20 protein-coding genes are annotated in these 19725 nt (G+C 68.1%); 11 read left to right on the top strand and 9 right to left on the bottom strand.

Annotated features, from left to right (window positions below; all coding sequences use genetic code 11):
* Positions 1–17: 17 nt before the first annotated feature.
* Entirely contained in the window at positions 18–503 is a 486-nt protein-coding gene (locus EJI01_RS04095; protein WP_126835842.1) for an NUDIX hydrolase, read from the top strand.
* Here EJI01_RS04095 and mnmA read toward each other — a convergent pair.
* A complete protein-coding gene (gene mnmA, locus EJI01_RS04100; RefSeq protein ID WP_126835843.1) occupies positions 500–1609 on the bottom strand; it encodes a tRNA 2-thiouridine(34) synthase MnmA in 1110 nt (369 codons plus the stop codon). The two genes, EJI01_RS04095 and mnmA, sit on opposite strands and share 4 nt — an antisense overlap.
* A 194-nt stretch (positions 1610–1803) precedes the next feature.
* Here mnmA and EJI01_RS04105 point away from each other — a divergent pair, with 194 nt between their 5' ends.
* Entirely contained in the window at positions 1804–3396 is a 1593-nt protein-coding gene (locus tag EJI01_RS04105) for a WS/DGAT/MGAT family O-acyltransferase (protein ID WP_126835844.1), read from the top strand.
* 1 nt (position 3397) lies between these two features.
* Here EJI01_RS04105 and EJI01_RS04110 read toward each other — a convergent pair whose 3' ends face one another.
* Positions 3398–4378, bottom strand: a complete 981-nt coding sequence (locus tag EJI01_RS04110; protein WP_126835845.1) for an LLM class flavin-dependent oxidoreductase — start codon at positions 4376–4378, stop codon at positions 3398–3400.
* A 138-nt stretch (positions 4379–4516) separates the two neighbouring features.
* Between EJI01_RS04110 and EJI01_RS04115 the strand changes: the two genes are divergently transcribed.
* On the top strand, positions 4517–4705 hold the full coding sequence (locus EJI01_RS04115; protein WP_126835846.1) for a hypothetical protein: 189 nt from the start codon (positions 4517–4519) through the stop codon (positions 4703–4705).
* A complete protein-coding gene (locus EJI01_RS04120; RefSeq protein ID WP_126835847.1) occupies positions 4699–5385 on the top strand; it encodes a hypothetical protein in 687 nt (228 codons plus the stop codon). The genes EJI01_RS04115 and EJI01_RS04120 overlap by 7 nt, the downstream gene beginning before the upstream one ends.
* 299 nt (positions 5386–5684) lie before the next feature.
* On the opposite strand, the gene ssb is transcribed toward EJI01_RS04120, so the two are convergent.
* Positions 5685–6197 (bottom strand): single-stranded DNA-binding protein, encoded by a 513-nt coding sequence (ssb, locus tag EJI01_RS04125; protein ID WP_126835848.1) that lies wholly within the window; start codon positions 6195–6197, stop codon positions 5685–5687.
* Between the two features lie 159 nt (positions 6198–6356).
* Between ssb and uvrA the strand changes: the two genes are divergently transcribed.
* The 6 genes from uvrA to EJI01_RS04150 all read left to right on the top strand — a co-directional run bounded on the left by uvrA (position 6357) and on the right by EJI01_RS04150 (position 11466).
* Positions 6357–9374, top strand: coding sequence for an excinuclease ABC subunit UvrA (gene uvrA, locus EJI01_RS04130; protein WP_126835849.1), 3018 nt, complete (start codon positions 6357–6359; stop codon positions 9372–9374).
* Between the two features lie 28 nt (positions 9375–9402).
* Positions 9403–9555, top strand: coding sequence for a hypothetical protein (locus EJI01_RS28635; RefSeq protein ID WP_185878808.1), 153 nt, complete (start codon positions 9403–9405; stop codon positions 9553–9555).
* 102 nt (positions 9556–9657) lie between these two features.
* Positions 9658–9924 (top strand): hypothetical protein, encoded by a 267-nt coding sequence (locus EJI01_RS04135; protein WP_126835850.1) that lies wholly within the window; start codon positions 9658–9660, stop codon positions 9922–9924.
* Positions 9899–10165 (top strand): DUF1488 family protein, encoded by a 267-nt coding sequence (locus EJI01_RS04140; RefSeq protein ID WP_126835851.1) that lies wholly within the window; start codon positions 9899–9901, stop codon positions 10163–10165. Before EJI01_RS04135 ends, EJI01_RS04140 begins: the two co-directional genes overlap by 26 nt.
* Positions 10166–10296: 131 nt before the next feature.
* Positions 10297–10542, top strand: coding sequence for a F0F1 ATP synthase subunit C (atpE, locus tag EJI01_RS04145; protein ID WP_126835852.1), 246 nt, complete (start codon positions 10297–10299; stop codon positions 10540–10542).
* 24 nt (positions 10543–10566) lie between these two features.
* Positions 10567–11466, top strand: a complete 900-nt coding sequence (locus tag EJI01_RS04150; protein WP_126835853.1) for a DMT family transporter — start codon at positions 10567–10569, stop codon at positions 11464–11466.
* Here EJI01_RS04150 and EJI01_RS04155 read toward each other — a convergent pair.
* Positions 11453–12769, bottom strand: a complete 1317-nt coding sequence (locus EJI01_RS04155) for a tetratricopeptide repeat protein (RefSeq protein ID WP_126835854.1) — start codon at positions 12767–12769, stop codon at positions 11453–11455. The genes EJI01_RS04150 and EJI01_RS04155 overlap by 14 nt on opposite strands.
* A 96-nt stretch (positions 12770–12865) precedes the next feature.
* Here EJI01_RS04155 and EJI01_RS04160 point away from each other — a divergent pair, with 96 nt between their 5' ends.
* Complete coding sequence (locus EJI01_RS04160) at positions 12866–13915, top strand: GlxA family transcriptional regulator (RefSeq protein WP_126835855.1); 1050 nt, start codon at positions 12866–12868, stop codon at positions 13913–13915.
* A 15-nt stretch (positions 13916–13930) separates the two neighbouring features.
* Here the strand turns inward: EJI01_RS04160 and EJI01_RS04165 are convergent, their stop codons facing one another.
* The 5 genes from EJI01_RS04165 to EJI01_RS04185 all read right to left on the bottom strand — a co-directional run bounded on the left by EJI01_RS04165 (position 13931) and on the right by EJI01_RS04185 (position 19704).
* Positions 13931–14848, bottom strand: a complete 918-nt coding sequence (locus tag EJI01_RS04165; RefSeq protein WP_126835856.1) for an acyl-CoA thioesterase — start codon at positions 14846–14848, stop codon at positions 13931–13933.
* Between the two features lie 151 nt (positions 14849–14999).
* The gene (locus EJI01_RS04170; RefSeq protein WP_126835857.1) at positions 15000–16349 is read right to left on the bottom strand and encodes an FAD-dependent oxidoreductase; all 1350 of its coding nucleotides are present in this window, start codon (positions 16347–16349) and stop codon (positions 15000–15002) included.
* A 119-nt stretch (positions 16350–16468) separates the two neighbouring features.
* Positions 16469–17431: a Bug family tripartite tricarboxylate transporter substrate binding protein gene (locus EJI01_RS04175; RefSeq protein ID WP_126835858.1), complete on the bottom strand. Its 963-nt coding sequence runs from the start codon at positions 17429–17431 to the stop codon at positions 16469–16471.
* A 60-nt stretch (positions 17432–17491) separates the two neighbouring features.
* Positions 17492–18454, bottom strand: a complete 963-nt coding sequence (locus EJI01_RS04180; RefSeq protein ID WP_126835859.1) for a Bug family tripartite tricarboxylate transporter substrate binding protein — start codon at positions 18452–18454, stop codon at positions 17492–17494.
* On the bottom strand, positions 18451–19704 hold the full coding sequence (locus EJI01_RS04185; RefSeq protein ID WP_126835860.1) for a 3-hydroxybenzoate 6-monooxygenase: 1254 nt from the start codon (positions 19702–19704) through the stop codon (positions 18451–18453). Before EJI01_RS04185 ends, EJI01_RS04180 begins: the two co-directional genes overlap by 4 nt.
* Between the last annotated feature and the right edge of the window lie 21 nt (positions 19705–19725).

Below are 19725 nucleotides of genomic sequence, written 5' to 3' on the forward strand. Positions count from 1 at the left end.
GGCCCGGCGCCAGCTTGATGGCCTCGGTCGCTCGCTGGAAACCCAACGTCACCGTCGCCGCGGTGATCGAGCAGGACGGACGCTTCCTGCTGGTCGAAGAGCATACGAAGGCCGGCCTCAGGCTGAACACGCCGGCCGGCCATCTCGACCCGGGCGAGTCGCCGGCCGAGGGCTGCGCGCGCGAAACGATGGAAGAAACGGCCCACCACTTCACGCCGACCGCCCTCGTCGGCATCTACATGGCGCGCTTCCTCGGCGACGAAGACGTGACCTACATGCGCTTCGCCTTCGCCGGCACGCTCGGCGCGTTCGAGCCGGGCCGGCCGCTGGACAAAGGCATCGTGCGCACCCTGTGGATGACAGCTGACGAGATCCGCTCGAGCGCGGCGCGCCATCGCAGCCCGCTGCTGCTGCAATGCGTGGAGGACTACCTGGCAGGACAACGCTATGCGCTGGACCTGATCCACACCCACGTATCGGTCGGCGCACCGCCGCAAATCTAGCCGGCCCGCGCGATCACCCCGCCGCCCAGGCACACATCCCCGTCGTAGAGCACCGCCGACTGCCCCGGCGTCACCGCCCACTGCGGCTCGGCAAAGGCGAGCCGGAAAGCGCCGTCGGCGCCTTCGCCCAGCTCGCAATCCGCATCGGCCTGGCGATAGCGCGACTTGGCGGCATAGGCGCCCGAGGGCGGCGCGCTGCCCGCGACCCAGCTCGCATCGTCGGCTTCGAGCGCGGGCGACAGCAGCCACGGATGGTCGTGGCCCTGCACCACCCACAGCGCGTTGTTCGCGACATCCTTGCGCGCCACGAACCACGGCGAGTGATCGCCGGCCCCGCGCTGCGCTCCCTTGGGCTTGACGCCGCCGATGCCCAGGCCCTGGCGCTGGCCCAGCGTGTAGAAGCTCAGGCCCTGGTGCTCTCCGATCCGGCGGCCGCGCTCGTCGCGGATCGGACCCGGCTCCTTGGAGATGTAGCGGTTGAGGAACTCGCGGAAGGGCCGCTCGCCGATGAAGCAGATGCCGGTCGAGTCCTTCTTCTTCGCGTTCGGCAGGCCGATCTCGTCGGCGATGCGGCGCACCTCGGTCTTCTTCAACTCACCCACGGGGAACAGCGTCTTCGACAGCTGCTGCTGGTTCAGGCGATGGAGAAAGTAGCTCTGGTCCTTGGCCGGATCGAGTCCCTTGAGCAGCTCGTAGCGCCCGCCCGTCGCATTGCGGCGCACCCGCGCGTAGTGCCCGGTGGCAATCTTCTCGGCGCCGAGCCGCATCGCGTGGTCGAGAAAGGCCTTGAACTTGATCTCGGCATTGCACAGCACGTCCGGGTTGGGCGTGCGGCCGGCCTGGTATTCGCGCAGGAACTCGGCGAACACGCGGTCCTTGTAGTCGCCCGCGAAGTTGACGTGCTCGATCTCGATGCCCAGCACGTCGGCCACGCTCGCGGCATCGACGAAGTCGATGTTCGACGAGCAGTACTCGCTGTCGTCATCGTCTTCCCAGTTCTTCATGAAGATGCCGATCACCTCGTGGCCCTGCTGCTTGAGCAGGTGCGCCGTGACTGCGGAGTCGACTCCGCCGCTCAGGCCCACCACGATGCGCTGTTTTTTCATAGCCCGGCGATTGTCCCAGCCTCGGCAAGCCGGTGCCCGCATCCGGGAAATCACCGAGCGGCCCATGCTCGCAGGGAGGCCGCAGGCTCCCACAATGGGCTGCCTCACCCAGGGCGCATGGCCGCAGAGCAGAAGACCTGGAAAGAAATCGTCGCCAAGGCCGGCATCAAGCCGGATTGATCAAGGAGCCCTTCATGATTCACCTCAGCGGCATGGACGCATCGTTCCTGCACCTCGAGACCCCCGAGTCGCCGATGCATGTGGGCAGCCTGCAGCTCATCGACCTGCCGCCCGGCTACGAGGGCGACTTCGCCGAGGATGCCAAGAAGTATTTGAGCGGCCGGCTGCACCTGGCCTCGGTCTTCGTGCGCAAGCTCGCAATGATGCCCTTCGACCTCGCCAATCCGGTGTGGGTGGACGACGACGAACTGGACCTCGACCATCACATCCACCACGTGATCATGCCGCGGCCCGGCACCATGGCGCAGCTGGAGCGTCTGGTCGGCCGGCTCCATTCCTCGCTGCTGGACCGCAGCCGCCCGCTGTGGGAGATCCACATCATCGAAGGCCTGCAGACCGGCCAGGTCGCGCTCTACAGCAAGATGCACCACGCGGCCATCGACGGGCAGGCCGGTGTCGCGGTGGCCAAGGCGCTGTTCGACATCTCGGCCACGCCGGCGCCGGTGAAGGCACCGCGCGCCAACCGCCGCGCCGATTCATCGCAGCTCGGGATGGCCGAGCTCGCGAGCGCCGCGCTCAGCAACACCGTGCAGCAGTACGTGAAGCTGATCCAGTCGATCCCGGCTACGGCCAAGGCGATCACGAGCGTGCTGCTGCCGGTGTCGGAGACCACGGGCAAGCGCAGCTTCGAACTGCCCAAGGGCTTGAAGACCGCGCCGAAGACGCCGCTCAATGTCTCGATCACCAACCAGCGTTCCTTCGCCGGGCGTTCCGTGCCGCTGGCCGAGGTCAAGCAGATGGCGAAGGCCACCAACACCAGCCTCAACGACATCGTGCTGGCGATCTGCGCCGGCGCGCTCAAGCGCTACCTGGCCGACTACGGCTGCAAGCCGGCCAAGCCGTTGATGGCCGGCGTGCCGGTGTCGCTGCGCAGCGAGGGCAACACCGACCTCAACAACCAGGTGTCGGTGATGCTGGTCAGCCTGGCCACCGACATTTCAGATCCACTGGAGCGGCTCGCAGCAATCCACGAATCGTCCAGCGAGGGCAAGAAGCTCACGGGCAACGTGAAGGCTGCGATCCCGACCGACTTCCCGTCGCTGGGCGTGCCTTCGCTGATGTCGGGCCTGGCTTCGCTCTACGGCCGCTCCGGACTCGCCGACAAGCTGCCGCCGATGGCCAACGTGGCCATCTCCAACGTGCCCGGCCCGTCGTTCCCGCTCTACTTCGCGGGCGCCAAGCTGGCGACCTACTTCCCGGTGTCGATCCCGGGGCACGGGCTGGCGCTCAACATGACGGTGCAGAGTTACAACGGCTCGCTCGAGTTCGGGCTCACGGCCTGCCGGCGCGCGGTGCCGGACATCGCCGACCTCGGCGACTATGTGGTCGCGGAGCACAAGAACCTGTTCGGCCTGATCGTGGGGCAGGCAGCGACTGCGCCTGTTGCTGTTGCTGTTGCTGTTGCTGTTGCTGCTGTCGCTGCGCCGGCAGCCAAGAAGCGGGCAGCACCCAAGAAGAAAGTCGTTGCGAAAGCGGTGCGCACTGCCGAGACCAGAGCACCGCGCAAGGCAACTGCTGCTGCGAAGCGTGCCGCTGCCTTGAACTGATTCAGGCAGCGAGCTCGGCCAGGATCTCGTAGGACCGCAACCGGGCCTCATGGTCGAACACCTGCGAGGTGATCATCAGCTCATCCGCGCCCGTGCGTTCGACGAAGGCCTCGATGCCGGCGCGCACCGTCTCGCGCGACCCCACGGCCGAACACGACAGCACCGAATCGAGCAGCGCGTTCTCCGCCGGCCCGACGCGCTGGCGGTAGTTCTCGACCGGCGGCGGCAGGCGCCCCGGCCGCCCGCTGCGCAGATTCACGAAGGCCTGCTGCCACGAGCTCGATCGGAACACTGCTTCCTCGTCGGTCTCGGCCGCGAACACGTTGAAGCCGAGCATCACGTAGGGCTTGTCCAGCTGCTTCGAGGGCTTGAAGGTCTCGCGGTAGATGCGGATCGCCTGCATCAGCTGCTGCGGCGCGAAATGCGAAGCGAAGGCATAGGGCAGCCCGAGGTGCGCTGCGAGCTGCGCACCGAAGGTGCTCGAGCCGAGGATCCAGACCGGCACTTCGAGGCCCATGCCCGGCACTGCGCGCACCGGCTGCTTCGGCTCCTTCGACATGAAGTCCATCAGCTCGACCACGTCCTGCGGGAACTGGTCGGCATCGGACTGCAGATCGCGCCGCAGCGCCTGCGCGGTGCGCTGGTCGGAGCCGGGCGCGCGGCCGAGGCCGAGATCGATGCGGCCGGGATAGAGCGATTCAAGCGTGCCGAACTGCTCGGCGATCACCAGTGGCGAATGGTTGGGCAGCATCACGCCGCCGGCGCCGATGCGGATGGTCGAGGTGCCGGCGCCGATGTAGGCCAGCAGCACGGCCGTCGCGGCGCTCGCGATGCCCGGCATGCCGTGGTGCTCGGCCAGCCAGTAGCGCCGATAGCCGAGCTTCTCGCCATGCTGCGCCAGGGACAACGAATTGCGGAAGGACTGCGCGGCAGTGCTGCCCTCGGTGATGGGGGACAGGTCGAGGATGGAGAGTGGGGTCATGGATCGGCCGGAGCGAACGGAGCAGGGCCGGTATCTTGGACCGACGCGCAGGCCCGCGACCGCGAAGGGCCATTGCAGCCTTGCGGCCGCTCTGCTAGGCGGACCCGCTCAAGCCGCGTTCATGGGAGGCCGGTTGCCGTGACGGTGCACTGCATCGTCACGACCAATCCACCGCCGGCGGGCAGTACAGGGATCGCCACGCCCGCCGTGCTGATCAGGCTGGTCACAGGCACGGTAGCACCGGGGCAGATCGCGCCGCCGCCGGCCGTGCAAGTGGCCGTCGAACTCGGCGTGGTGCAGTCGAGGCGCGAAGCGCTGTGTTGGTGAAGGTGCATCGGACCATCGCATTCATCACGACACCTCACGCGCCAATTGACGATGCGCAGCGGGTCTTCGCTGAAGTTGTCGCCGAAGGCCTCCACCGGCGTGCCCGCAGGCACCGTGCAGCTGATCTGCTGGCGTTGATCGTGCAGCCCGCCGGCGCAGGCAGCACGAAGCTCAGCCCTGCGCCCAGCGTGTCCACCAGCGCCGCCATCGTCGGCGCTCCGCTCACGGTGGCCGGCAGCGTGTACGCAATGGTCGCCCCCGGCGACACCGCCGCCCCGGAGGCCGGCACCGCGCTTTTCACGGTCGCGATAGCCCAGACATTGATGTTTGCCGTCGATGTGTTGTTTCCCGCAGAAACCAAAGAGTGCTGCGCGCCGGAAAACCTCAATTGCGTTGCGCTTCATCATGACGGACGGACTTTTCTCAAGGCCCGAACTCCCTCACGCATGAATAGAGAAACCCGAGCCGCAGGACTGCAAAAAGGACAGCGATTCCAAAAGGAACAAATTGACAGGCGACGCAATGCTTTGCGCTCTGTCAGCGGGTGCGGATGGTGCGGGGAGAGGGTTGTCGCGACAGAATGGCCGCGACAATTCATCAGAATTGACTCGGGCCAGGAAGTAGTTCTTGCGAGTTACTTCACACTTCTTGTGCATTTCACCTGCTGGACGGCCCTGTGAGAGGGCGAGCGAGGCGCGACAGGCGACGACGAGGTCGTTCTATGGAAAGTACCGACTGGGTGGTCCAACGAGCGATGTGGTCTGTTTAGGCTGTCTGTCAGAAAAAAACAGATTTTGCACGGCTGTTCTGGATACTGATGACTTCGCCCAAAGACTTGCTGATCGCAATCAGGGCGAAGTCAATTGACACACCGCGACTTCGTCTCTCGTGCTTGGTGTCATGCGCGTATCCGAGGTGCAGCAAAAAAGCGCAGAGCCGTCAAGCCCTGCGCCTTTTTATGAGACCTCGAAAGGTTTTGTCAGAAAGGAATATCGTCGTCCATATCGTCGAAGCCCGACGAGGATTTGGCCGGCGCCTGCCGTGGTGCCGGCGCCGCGGCGCGCGGTGCCGCAGCGGGAGGACGCGAATAGCCGCCGCCTTGCGCCCCCTGCGAGTAGCCGCCGTCGTCGTCGCCGCCCGAAGGTCCGCCCTGGCCCTGCCGGCTGCCCAGCATCTGCATCTGGTCGACGCGGATATCGGTGGCGTATTTTTCGGCGCCGTCCTTGTCGGTGTACTTGCGGGTGCGGATCTGGCCTTCGACGTAGATCTGCGAGCCCTTGCGCAGGTATTGGGCAGCGATCTCGGCCAGCCGACCGTTGAACACGAGGCGGTGCCACTCGGTGGCTTCGCGCATCTCGCCGCTTTGCTTGTCCTTCCACTTGTCGGTGGTGGCGAGGGTCACATTGCAGATCTGGTCCCCACTGGGAAAGGTGCGCGTTTCCGGATCGCGCCCGAGATTGCCGACGAGGATGACTTTGTTGACCGATGCCATATGCACTGCCCCTGATGAATGGATGGAGAGGAGGAAAGCGGAGATTGTGCCGCAGCCGGTCGCTGCGGCCGAAGCGCCGAAGAAGTCGGCCGAATCCCACCGGCTGCCGCGGAATCGCCGGGGACTTATCATGCTCGGTTGCCCAAGACCGACCGCCCCGTGAATTCCCCCAACGACGATGCCTACCTCGGCGCCGTGCTCGCGCAGCAGCGCATCAGCATCCGCGGCGCCCGCACGCACAACCTCAAGAACGTCGACCTCGACATTCCGCGCAACAAGCTGGTGGTGATCACCGGCCTGTCGGGCTCGGGCAAGTCGAGCCTGGCCTTCGACACGCTCTACGCCGAGGGCCAGCGCCGCTATGTCGAGAGCCTGTCGGCCTATGCGCGGCAGTTCCTGCAGCTGATGGACAAGCCCGATGTCGACGTGATCGAGGGCCTCTCGCCCGCCATCAGCATCGAGCAGAAGGCGACCAGCCACAACCCGCGTTCCACCGTGGGCACGGTGACCGAGATCCACGACTACCTGCGGCTGCTCTATGCGCGCGCCGGCACGCCCTACTGCCCCGACCACGACCTGCCGCTGCAGGCGCAGACCGTGTCGCAGATGGTCGATGCGGTGCTGGCGATTCCGGATGAACCCAGGCTGATGATCCTGGCACCGGTGGCGCGCGAGAAGAAGGGCGAGTTCCTCGAGCTCTTCGCCGAGATGCAGGCGCAGGGCTACGTGCGCTTCCGCGTCAACGGCGAAACCTTCGAATACAACGACCTGCCCAAGCTCAAGAAGACCGAGAAGCACGACATCGACGTCGTCATCGACCGGCTGCGCGCGCGGCCCGACATGCAGCAGCGCCTGGCCGAGAGCTTCGAGAACGCGCTGCGCCTGGCCGAGGGCCGCGCGATCGCACTGGAGATGCACGAGGACGGCAGCGCGAAAGAGCATCTCTTCAACGCCAAGTTCGCCTGCCCGATCTGCCACTACTCGCTCGCCGAACTCGAGCCGCGCCTGTTCTCCTTCAACTCGCCCGTGGGCGCCTGCCCGAGCTGCGACGGCCTCGGCCACAGCGAAGTGTTCGACCCGGCGCGCGTGGTCGCCTTTCCGTCGCTGAGCCTGGCGAGCGGTGCGATCAAGGGATGGGACCGGCGCAACGGCTACTACTTCAGCATGATCGAGAGCGTGGCCAAGCATTACAAGGTCAATGTCGACACGCCCTTCGAAGAGCTGCCCGCCTCGGTGCAGCAGGCCGTGCTGCACGGCTCGGCCGAGGAAGAGATCAAGTTCTCCTACACGATGGAAAGCGGCCAGCAGGCCGGCAGGAAGCTGACCCGCAAACACCCCTTCGAAGGCGTGATCCCGAACATGGCGCGGCGCTACCGCGAGACCGATTCGGCGATGGTGCGCGAAGACCTCGCGCGATTTCGCAACATGCAGCCCTGCCCCGATTGCGGCGGCACGCGGCTTCGGCGCGAGGCGCGCAGCGTGTTCCTGCAGGACGAATCCGGCCCAGAGCCGCGGCGCATGGCCATCTTCGAGATCAGCCGTGTGACGCTGCGCGACAGCCTCGCCTACTTCCAGGGCCTGCACTTGCGCGGGGCCAAGGCCGAGATCGCCGACAAGGTGGTGCGCGAGATCGGCCTGCGGCTCAAGTTCCTCAACGACGTCGGCCTCAACTACCTGAGCCTGGATCGCAGCGCCGAGACGCTCTCGGGCGGCGAGGCGCAGCGCATCCGCCTGGCCTCGCAGATCGGCTCCGGCCTCACCGGCGTGATGTACGTGCTCGACGAGCCCAGCATCGGTCTGCACCAGCGCGACAACGATCGGCTGATCGGCACGCTCAGGCATCTGCGCGACATCGGCAACAGCGTGATCGTGGTCGAGCATGACGAGGACATGATCCACGCCGCCGACCACGTGATCGACATGGGCCCGGGCGCCGGCGTGCATGGCGGCCGCGTGATGGCGCAGGGCAGCTATGCGCAAGTAGCGGCGAACCCCGATTCGCTGACCGGCCAGTACCTCTCGGGCGTGAAGAAGATCCCGGTTCCCGCGCGCCGCACGCCCTGGCTGCCGGCGGTCGCCAAGCCGGCCTTCAACGAGGGCAAGAAGGCCTCGCGCTTTCCGCAGAGCCCGGCGGCCGAACGGCGTGCGGCACGCGAGGCGGCGCACCTCGCATCGCAGACCGATCTGCAGGAGATCCGAGTGATCGGCGCCACCGGCAACAACCTTCGGGACGTGGACGTGGCCTTCCCGGTCGGCCTCCTGACCTGCGTGACCGGCGTCTCCGGCTCTGGCAAGTCGACGCTGGTCAACGACACGCTCTACAGCGCCGTGGCGCGCACTCTCTACCGCGCCCACGAAGAGCCGGCCGCGCACCGGGCGGTCGAGGGCATCGAGTACTTCGACAAGGTCATCAACGTCGACCAGTCGCCGATCGGCCGCACGCCGCGCAGCAATCCTGCCACCTACACCGGCCTCTTCACGCCGATCCGCGAGCTGATGGCCGAGACCAACACCGCACGCGAGCGCGGCTACGGACCCGGGCGCTTCAGCTTCAACGTCGCGGGCGGCCGCTGCGAGGCCTGCCAGGGTGATGGCGTGGTGAAGGTCGAGATGCACTTCCTGCCTGACGTCTACGTGCCCTGCGAGGTCTGCCACGGCCAGCGCTACAACCGCGAGACGCTGGAGGTGCAGTACAAGGGCCGCAACATCGCGCAGATTCTCGACATGACGGTCGAGGCCGCGCACGAGTTCCTGAAAGCCGTGCCGACCATCGAACGCAAGCTGCGCACGCTGCTCGACGTGGGCTTGAGCTACATCAAGCTGGGGCAGGCCGCGACCACCCTGTCGGGCGGCGAGGCGCAGCGCGTGAAGCTCGCGCTCGAGCTCAGCAAGCGCGACACCGGCCGCACGCTCTACATCCTCGACGAGCCGACCACCGGGCTGCATTTCGCCGACATCGAGTTGCTGCTCAAGGTGCTGCACCAGCTGCGCGATGCCGGCAACACCATCGTCGTGATCGAGCACAACCTCGACGTCATCAAGACCGCCGACTGGCTGATCGACATGGGGCCCGAGGGCGGCGCGGGCGGCGGCACGGTGGTGGGCGTGGGCACGCCGGAAGCGATTGCCGCGAACGAGGCGAGCCATACCGGGCGCTACCTCAAACGACTGCTCTAGTGCATGCGCTGGCAAGGTACAGTCGGCGATGACCGAAATCACTCCTCCTGACTCAGGCCCCGAGGCGCCGGACGACCTGCAGACAGAGGCATCGGCATTTGCAGCCGGCTGGATCGTCTTCGGCGTGCTCATGCTGCTGGTGCTGCTCGTGCTGGCAGGCGTTCGCCACTTCTTTCCCTGAAGAACGCGCGCCCGGCGACCGCCGCCACGAGGGCCTACGCCGAGTTGCTCTGAATGTGCGGTCTCGAACAGACAGGACGCAATGGATCGCCTACAAGGGGGGATGGACCATGACTTCGCTTCCAAACGCCTTCCCTACCAAGGATGGGAGGTGCGCAGCCGCCTCACCCATGTTTCCCTGGAGGGCACGGTGGCGGCCGGCGCGGATCTCTATGTCGACGAGATCCTGAAGTGCCACCTCGTGTCGTGCAAGCAGTTTGCCCACGGGGGCGACGCCATCCGCGCGATCGAACGCAAGGCCACCCTTTGGATCGACGACCGCGCAACGCATTCCAGGAGCAGCGATGTCGCAGCCGCCCTTCTTTCATGAGGCTTCCGGCACTGTCCGCTTCTGGGTCGAGGTCGAGGGACAGTTCGTCGGCGCCAGCGTCGGCAGGGAAACCTTGCACTACCGCTACCGCTCGACCGCCACCGACGACGAAGCACTCGACACCTATGCGCTCCACGCGCAGGACATCGATGACGCCGTGCGGCGCCGCGTCGCACAAGGTTCCACCGAACCGGTGATGCTGCGCGAGTTCGATCTGCGCCAAGACGCTCCACGCCCCTGAGGTCCGGCCAGTCGCCATGACCTGCGAGGTCATCGACGCCGCGCAACTGCTCTGAGACATTGGATGCAAGCCGCAACCGAGGTGGTTCCGGCAGCAACCAGGCCGAACTTCAAAGGCCGCGAAAGAGCATCATGACCTCAGGTTTCGACATCCTCCCCCTCGCCGTCGCGCTTCTCATCGGCATCGCCGCCGTGGGTTCCTGCATCGGCATCGGCATCGTCGGGTCGAAGCTGCTGGAGGGCACGGCGCGGCAGCCCGAGCTCAAGGACACGCTGCAGACCCAGTTCTTCCTGATCGCCGGCGTGACCGACGGCGCCTTCATCATCGCCACCGGCATCGGCCTCTGGTTCGCCACGGCCAATCCGTTCGGGGGTTGAGAGCGCGGGCCACAATGCCCACCCATGCAAACCCTCACGCTGCGCCAGTTCGCCCTGCTCGTTCCGCTGACGCTGGTGTGGGGCCTCAACTGGCCGGTAATGAAGCTGGGCGTGGCCGACTACCCGCCGCTGGCCTTTCGCACCCTCTCGCTCTGGCTCGGCCTGCCCGTGCTCGGACTCGCACTGGTCGCGATGAAGGTGCCGTTCCGCGTTCCGCGGCGCTATTGGCCCGAACTGCTGTGGCTGGCGGCCACCAACATGTTCGTCTGGCACGCCTGCATCATCCTGGCAGTGAAGGCGCTGTCCAGCGGGCGCGCCGCGATCCTGGGCTACACGATGCCGGTGTTCTCGGCCGTGATCGGCGCGCTGCTGTTCAGCGCGGTGCTGACGCGCCGCGGCTGGCTCGGCGTGAGCGCCTGCGCGCTGGGCGTCGCCCTGCTGCTCTGGCATGAGTTCACTCATCTCGCGGGGCGCCCGGGCTATGTGGCGCTGGCCCTGACGGCGGCGGCCACCTGGGCGCTGGGCACGCAGCTGCTGCGGCATACGCGCATCGAGCTGCCCACGCTCACGCTCTCGTTCTGGATGACCGCGCTCACCACCGTCGTGATGGCGCTGTTGTCGCTGCTGTTCGAGCGCCCGCAATGGCAGATGCCGGGCAGCGCGACGTGGGCCGCGATCGCCTACAACGCGGTGCTGATCTTCGGCTTCGCGCATGCGGCCTGGTTCTACCTCGCGCGCGGGCTGCCGCCGGTGGCGTCCACGCTCAGCGTCATGCTGATCCCGGTGCTCGGCGTGTTCAGCGGCGCGCTGTGGCTGGGCGAAACCGTGTACTGGCAGGATTGGACCGCGGTCGTGCTGATGATGATCGCCATCGCCTCGGTGCTGTGGCCGGCGCGCCCCGGCCCCGCGCTCAAGCGACCCTGAGCTCGAGTTCGCGGCGAGCCCGCGCCGGAATCGCCGGCGCCTGGCGCGCCGCGCCCTCGCTGCGGAGCGCCTCCCACAGCGCGGCATCGCCGCCCCGGCGTGCTGCCTCCATCGCCGTCAGATGGATCAGGCCGCGCTGCGCCTGGCTGCCGCCGAAGCCGTTCGTGGCCGGCAGCAGCGGCAGCAGCAGCTGCGCGCAGTGGGCGTAGCGGCCCGCGCCGAAAGCCATGACCGCCTCGCACAAGGTGCCCGCCTCGCGCCACCACGGCGCCGGCGCCGTGGCCGGCACGGCCGCCATCGCGCGCTGCCCGACCTCGATCTGCGCGGGCTCGCCGGCGCCGACCAGCGCCAGCATCGCGTGCACATCGTTGAAGACCGACCAGCCCCAGGCCGCCTGCTCGCGCCAGCGCGCCGCCAGCGCCTGCCAGCGCGCGGCCACGTCGACGCCCCGCAGGCCGAGCCGCCACAGCAGCGCGCTCGCATCGACCAGGTCCAGCGCCATCGAGGCCGGCCCGGGCGCGATCGCGCGGTCGTAGAGTGCCAGCGCCGAGGCGTGGTCGTCGTTGCGCAGGTGCTGCAGCGCCAGGTGCCAGTGGTTGTGCACCGCGAGCGCGTTGTCCTGCTGCCAGAGCGAGGTGTCGATGCTGAGCCAGCGGATGCCATCCGCCACCCGGCCCTGCATCTCGTAGACGTGGGCCACGGCATGCACGGCCCAAGTGTCCTGCGGATTGCGCGCCAGCGCCTCCATGCCCAGCGCCTCGGCGCGCGCGTACTCGTTGCATTCCTCGAGGCCGAAGGCGTGCATGCCCAGCAGGTAGCCGTAGCCGACGTCGTCTGCGCTCCACTGGTTCAGCGCGCGGCCGATGCGGTCGCGCAGCATGGTCGACTGGCCCAGCACCAGGTCCGCCATGTGCGTAAGCTGCAGCGCGAACAGGTCGCGCGGGTGGTCGATCAGGTGGCGGTCGAGCAGACGGTTGGCGCGGCCCATGTCGCCGTCGGCCCAGACCTGCAGCGCGGCCTGAAAAGAACGTTCGCGCTCGTTCGGCCGGTTCCGGCTCGCCGCGGCGGCGGCCAGGCTCGCGCGCGCGGCCGGCAGCACCTGGCCGTCGATGGCGCTGAGCATGAAGCCGGCCATCATGAGGTGGCCGGAAACGAAGTCCGGGTCCTGTTCCAGCGCCGGCTGCAGCACCGCGACCGGGTCGAGCCGCAGGCTGTTGAAGAGGTCGAGCGCCTGCTCGTAGGCGGCGACGGAAGCCGCTTGGTCGGTGGAAAGCGCCAGTCCGCGCGCATCGTGGTGGGTCATGGTGGCTCCTTGTACGAAAGACGCAAGAAGCGTAAGTTCGCCCGGCTGAAAGCCCCGCAGCGATTCCCGCAACAAGGCTGACGATTCCGCCAACCCATGAGCTCCGCAGCCCCTTCTTCCGGCGACCGCCCCGTGATCGCCATCCTCGTGACCGCCGAGAGCGCAGCCTCGGTGGTCTACGGCATGTTCGACCTCCTGAAGTGCGCGGGCCGCGACTGGCCGATGGTGGTCGACGGCCAGCCGGGCGCCGAGCTGCTCGAACCCGTGCTGGTCGCCGCGAGACCGGGCATCGTGCGTGCCGCCAATGGCGTGCCGATCGAGGCGCACCGCAGCTTCGACGAGCTGGCCGCGCCGGCGGTGGTCTGCGTGCCCGAACTCATGATCTCGCCCTACGGGCCGCTCGATGGCCTGTTCGCCCGGGAGGTCGCGTGGATCCAGCGCTGCCACGCCGGCGGTTCGCTGCTCGCCGCCTCCTGCTCGGGCGCCATGCTGCTCGGCGAAGCGGGCCTGCTCGACGACGAGGACGCCACCACGCACTGGGCCTTCTGCGAGGTGCTTCAGCGCCGCTATCCGCTCGCGCGGGTGCGGCCGCACTGCGCGCTGATCGCCTCGGGCGAGGGCCAGCGCCTGGTGATGGCCGGCGGTGGCAGCTCGTGGATGGACCTGGCGCTCTACCTGATCGCGCGCTTTGTCGGCATCGAGGCCGCGATGCAGGTCGCCAAGCTCAACCTGATCGACTGGCACCATGTGGGCCAGCAGCCCTTCGCGCGCGTGGCGAGCACGCGGCAGGCGGAGGATGCGGTCATCGGCCGCTGCCAGACCTGGATTGGCGACCACTATGCGCAAGCCGCGCCGGTGGCCGCGATGGCCGCGCTGAGCGGGCTGGCGGAGCGCTCGTTCCAGCGCCGCTTCAAGCTCGCGACCGGCATGACGCCGATGGAATACGTGCAGACCCTGCGCATCGAAGAAGCCAAGCATCTGCTCGAGACCACGCAAGCGCCGGTCGAGGCGATCGCGGGCGAGGTGGGCTACGACGACGCGGCCTTCTTCAGCCGCATGTTCCGCCGCGCGGTGAGCCTGAGCCCGGCGCAGTACCGGCGGCGCTTCGGCGGCCTGCGCGCGGCGCTGGCCGGTACGGGGCGCTGAACGGCAGGGCCTGCGTCAGATAGGAGCAGCGCCGCCACTGCTCGACCACGGGCTTCCCTCGGGCAGCACGCGCAGCATGCCTTCCTGCGCGGTCGAGGCCACCAGCCGCCCGTCGCGCGTGAACAGGCTGCCGCGGCACAGGCCGCGGGCGCCGCCGGCACTGGGCGAATCGACGGCATAGAGCAGCCAGTCGTCCATGCGGAAATCGCGGTGGAACCACATCGCATGGTCGAGGCTGGCCGGGCGCACCCGGCCGCTCATGAAGCTCAGCCCGTGCGGCAGCATGGCGGCACGCAGCAGGCCGTGGTCGGAGGCGTAGGCCAGCAGCGCGCGGTGCACGATCGGGTCGTCGGGCAGCGGCGCGATCGCGCGCAGCCAGAGCGCGCTTTCCGAAGGGCGAGGCGCCGGCGTGAGCAGGTCGTCGGGATCGGCGCGGCGGTATTCGATGCCGTGCGCTTGCAGCGCCTTGGCGCGCCAGCGCTCGGGCAGGCGATCGCCGAGGGCGTGGCGCTGGTCCAGTTCGCTCGGCAAACCCTCAGGGCCAGGCGCCGCGGGCATCGCGAGCTGGTGCTCGATGCCCTGCTCCACCGTCTGGAAGGAGGCCGACATCTCGAAGATGATGCGCTCGCGCTGGCGCGCCACCACGTGCCGCGTGGTGAAACTGCGACCGTCGCGCACGCGGTCGACCGCGTACTCGATCGGTGCGTGCTCGCCCGGCAGCAGGAAGTAGGCATGCATCGAGTGCACCGGCCGGTCGGCGGCGACCGTGCGGCTTGCCGCGACCAGCGCCTGGCCGAGCACCTGGCCGCCGAACACGGCCGGGGTGCCGATGTCCTCGCTCTGGGCCCTGAAGCGGTCATCGCCCAGGGCTTCGAGGTGCATGAGTTCAATGAGCTGGTTGACGAGGCGGGCAGCGGTGGCGGAATCGGTCATCCGATGACGATAGCAAACACCTCGCCACTGCGCTGTCGCGCACGGCGCGCCCATTCGGGAGACGCCGCGGAACCGGCTTTGCCGGGCCGCTGGCGCCGCACCCTGCAAGGGGGTTGGCGGCTACGCGAAGCGAGCAAGCCTGGGGGTGGGCTTAGCTTCGGTCGAGGTCGACGCCGTCGGCGATCAGCTTCTCCTGCAGTGCCGGCACGTCGACAGCGGCGAAGCTGCCGCTGCCCAGCGCAGCCGCAGCGGTCCCCGCGGCCTGCCCCATCACGAAGCAGCCGCCGCTGGCCCGCGCGGCCGACTGGCCCTCGTGCGTCATCGAGGCGCAGCGCCCGGCCACCAGCAGGTTGTCGACGCCGCGCGGCACCAGCATGCGCCAGGGCAGCTGGTTGTAGGTGCGCCTTTCGTCGCGCGGAAAGGCCCATTCGATCTTGCCGGCGGCATGCATCTCCATCGGCCAGGCGTTGATGCCGACGCTGTCCTCGAAGCGCGCCGATGAGAGGATGTCTTCGCCGGCCAGCGCATAGAGCCCCTCGATGCGCCGCGTCTCGCGGATGCCGACCTGCGGCGCGATCTCGACGATGGCCGATTGCTCGAAGCCCGGCACTTCGGCCTTCAGGAAGCGGAAGTACTCGCCGATCTGGCGCCGGCCCTCGACCTCGCCGTCGCTGAGCTCGCGCGCATCCACGCCGTTCATCGCGTCGCCCCTGGCATTGCGGATCTGCGTCACGTTGGCGCGCCATTCGCGCGGATCGATCTGCGGCCGCAGGATCGCGCCTTCGCGCGGGAAGCGGTAGGCCTCGGGGTCGCGCTCGCGCGCCTTGGCCATCAGATCGTTGATGGCCTTGAACTCGCCCACCGCGGCCAGCGCGCGCGGCGCATCCACATGGCCGACGCGGAACATGGTGGACGGAAAGAGTCCGCTGCCATGGCCGTCGCCGACCTCGAAGGGCACGCCAGCGAAGACCGCGACGTCGGCATCGCCGCTGCCGTCGACGAAAGCATTGGCGCGGATCGCCTGCCGGCCCGACTTGGTCTCGACCACCAGCGCCGCGATGCGCGGGCCCTCCATCACCACGGCCGCGGCCCAGGCGTGGAACAGCAACTCGACACCGGCATCGAGCAGCAGCTGGTCGGCCGCGCACTTGTAGATCGAGGTGTCGTAGGAGCGCACGCGGATGCGGCCCTGCATGCCGTCCTGCGGCTTGTTGAGGCCGCCCATTGCATCGATGCGCGCGAGCAGCTCGTCGGCCACGCCGTGCACCAGCTGCGTCATCTCGCCCCCGCGCTTGCCGTAGAGGCCCGCGAAATTGGTCACGCCGCCAGCGGTGCCCATGCCGCCAAGGAAGCCGTAGCGTTCCACCAGCAGCGTGCGCGCGCCATGGCGCGCGGCGCTCACGCTGGCCGCGATGCCGGCCGGGCCGCCGCCGACCACGACGACGTCGTACTCGCCGAAGACCGGCAGATCACGCGCCGGTTCGCGAAGGATCGAATTCATTCAGTTTCCTTGCTTGCCTGTTCGGGGAACACCGCGGAACCGGCTTTGCCGGGCCGCTGGTGTTGCCCCCGGCGAGGGGGTTGGCGCACGACACGAAGTGCGCGAAGCCTGGGGGAGAGCTATTGCAGCTTGATGTTGTTGGTCGAGATGATCTTGGTCATGATGGCCGCCTCTTCCTTCACGCGCGTGCGCATGCCGTCGGGCGAGGTGCCGACCGCCTGCCAGCCCTGCTCGAACAGCTTGCGCCGCACTTCGGGCGTCTTCATGACGATGGCGAGCTCGCGCGAAATGCGCTCCTGCGCGTCCTTGGAAAGGTTGGCCGGGCCGAGCAGCGCGGTCCAGACCTCGAGGTTGAAGTCCTTCACGCCGATGTCGGCCAGCGGCGAAAGCTCGGGCACGAGGGTGCTGCGCCCGCTCGTGATGCCGATGGCCTTCACCTTGCCGGCCTTGACCTGCGGCATCGCGATACCGGGCGGGATCAGAGCCATCTGGATCTGATTGCCGATCAGATCGGTCATGACCTGCGGATTGCCCTGGTAGGGCACATGCACCGCCTTCAGGCCCGGCACGCGGCCCTTGAGCAGCTCCATGCCCAGGTGGCCCACCGAGCCGACGCCCACCGAACCGTAGCTCCACTTGTCCTCGCTCTTGCGCGCCGCCTCGACGAAGGCGGCGCCGCTGGGCAGGCTGTTCTGCGCCACCAGCACCAACGGCGCGGTGGTGAGCAGCGAGAGGTAGGTGAAGTCCTTGGCCGGGTCGTAGGGCAGCCTTGAATAGAGCATCTTCGACGAGGTCAGGTTGCCGTTGATGACCACGCCAAGCGTGTGATCGTCGGTCGCCTTGGCCACTTGGTCGGCCGCGAGGTTGCCCGAGGCGCCCGGCTTGTTGTCGACCACCACCGGCTGGCCCAGCGCCTTGGCCAGCGGTTCGGCGATGGTGCGCGCCGCGATATCCGGGGTCGAGCCACCGGGGAAGCCGACGACGAGGCGGATCGGCTTGGTGGGCCAGGCGCCGTTCTGCGCCGCGGCGGCCAGCGGCAGTGCGCAGGCGGCGATCAAGAGGGCTCTTTTGGATAGGTGCATGGAAGTAATGAGAAGCGAGAAAGGAAGAACAGAAGGATAAGGTCGACCTGTGAGCAAGCGTTACTCGAGGCTGATGTTCCCGCGCCGCACCAGCTCGCCATAGACCTTCGATTTGGCCTCGGCCTGCCGCTGGATCTCTTCCGGCGACCAGGCCAGCGGCTCGAAGGCGAAGGTGTCGAAGCGCGCGCGGATCTCGGGGTCGGCGATGACCTTGGCAACATCGGCATTGATCTTCGCCTTGACCGCCGGCGATACGCCCTTGGGCGTGAGCAGCGAGACGAATGAGCTCACCTCCAGGGTGGCCGGCCCGCCGGCTTCGGCCATGGTGGGCACATCGGGCATCTGCGGAATGCGCTTCGGCGCCGCGATCGCGATGTAGCGCAGTTTGCCGGCCTTGTAGATGCCCTGGCTCGACGGGATGCTGGCGTAGGCCCACGGCACCTCGCCCGATCCCACGTTGGCGTAGAGCTGCGAGACCTCGCGGTAGGGCACGTGCTGCATCTGCACGCCCGTCAGCGCCTCGAGCTGCTGCGCGCCCAGGTGGCCGGGACTGCCGACGCCCCACGAGCCGTAGCTGACGGGGCCGGCCTTGGCGGCGGCGACCAGGTCCGTCATGTTCTTCCACTTCGAATCGGTCGGCACCGCGACGAAGAAGGGCGTGCGAAACAGCGAGGCCACCGGATCGAAGTGCTGCAGCGTCACGAAGTTGCGCGACTTGTACAGGTGCGGCAGCGCCGCGATGTGCTCGCTGTCGAGCTGCAGCAGCGTGTAGCCGTCCGGGGCGGCACGCCGGGCCTGATCGATCGCGATGAAGCCGCCGCCGCCGGGCTTGTTGTCGACCACCACGCGCTGGTTCCAGAGCCGCCCCAGCTTGTCGGAGATCAGGCGCAGCACCGCATCGGGTCCGCTGCCGGCGGCGAAGGGCGTGATCAGCGTGACCGGCTTGCTCGGGTAGTCAGCGGCCGATTGCGCCGCGGCGCCGAAGCTGAACAGGGCGGCGATCAGCGGGATGAGGGGTTTCATGCAGTTTGTCTCCGTGCGGTGTCGTTGAAATAAGTTGGGGTACGCGGCGCGTCGGCCAAGCACTGAGCCGGGTCCCACGCGTAAAGCCATTCGACCGCATCGTAGAAGCGCTCCGGCGTGCGGCCGACCCAGAGGGAATTGCGCACCAGCCGCTCGACGCCCTTGGCATGGTAGAGCCGGCCCATCTCGCGCACCGACAGCACGACGCGCGCGGTGCGCGCCACGCGCGCCGACGCATAGAGCTGGAAGGCGGCGGGCAGATCGAACTCGCAGGCCTCGATCGCCGCGCCCAGCGTCACCGCGTCCTCGAGCGCCATGCAGGCGCCCTGCGCGAGGTACTGCATCATCGGATGGGCCGCATCGCCCAGCAGCGTGGCCGGGCCTTCGCTCCAGTTCGCGACCGGATCGCGGTCGGCGGTGCTCCAGCGGCGCCACGAGGTGGGCCGGTCCAGCAGCTGGCGCGGGCGCGCATGCACGCCTTCGAAGTAGGACAGCACTTCCTTCTTGCTGCCTTCGGTCACGCCCCACTCTTCCTGCTCGCGGCTGTGGAAGGTCACGACCAGGTTGTATTGCTCGCCATGGCGCAGCGGGTAGTGCACAAGGTGGCAGTTGGGGCCGGCCCAGACCACCGGCGCGTTCCAGCGCAGGTCTTCGGGCATGTCGGCGGCCGGCACCACGGCGCGGTAGACCACGTGGCCCGAGACGCGCGGCGCATCGCCGATGAGCTTGGCGCGCACCACCGACTTGACGCCGTCGCAGCCGACGATCGCATCGGCCCGGAAGCGCCGGCCGTCGCGCGTGACCGCCGTCACGCCGCTGCTGCCGATATCGAGATGCTCGACCTGCGCCGAGGTGTGGAAGCGGATCAGCGGATGCTCCTTGACCGCCTCGTGGATCGCACCGTGCAGGTCGGCGCGGTGGCTCACCGCATACGGATTGCGAAAGCGTGCGCGGAAGGCCTCGCCCACCGGCACCGAGGCCACTTCGCTGCAATCGACCGCATCCATCATCACCAGCCGGTCGGTGAAGACCGATCCGCGCCGCACCGCCTCGCCAACGCCCAGCGCATCGAGCGCAGCGAAGGCATTGGGTCCCAGCTGCAGGCCGGCGCCGATCTCGCCGATGGCGCCGCTCTGCTCCAGCAGGTCGATGGAGATGCCTAGCCGCGCCAGGGCCAGCGCCGCCGCCATGCCGCCGATGCCGCCGCCGACCAGCAGCACGGAGGGCTTGTCTTGTCGTGGGGTGCCCATGATGTCTTGTCTCCCTGTTGT

It is taken from the genome of Variovorax sp. MHTC-1 (assembly GCF_003984645.1).
Lineage (GTDB): Bacteria > Pseudomonadota > Gammaproteobacteria > Burkholderiales > Burkholderiaceae_C > Variovorax.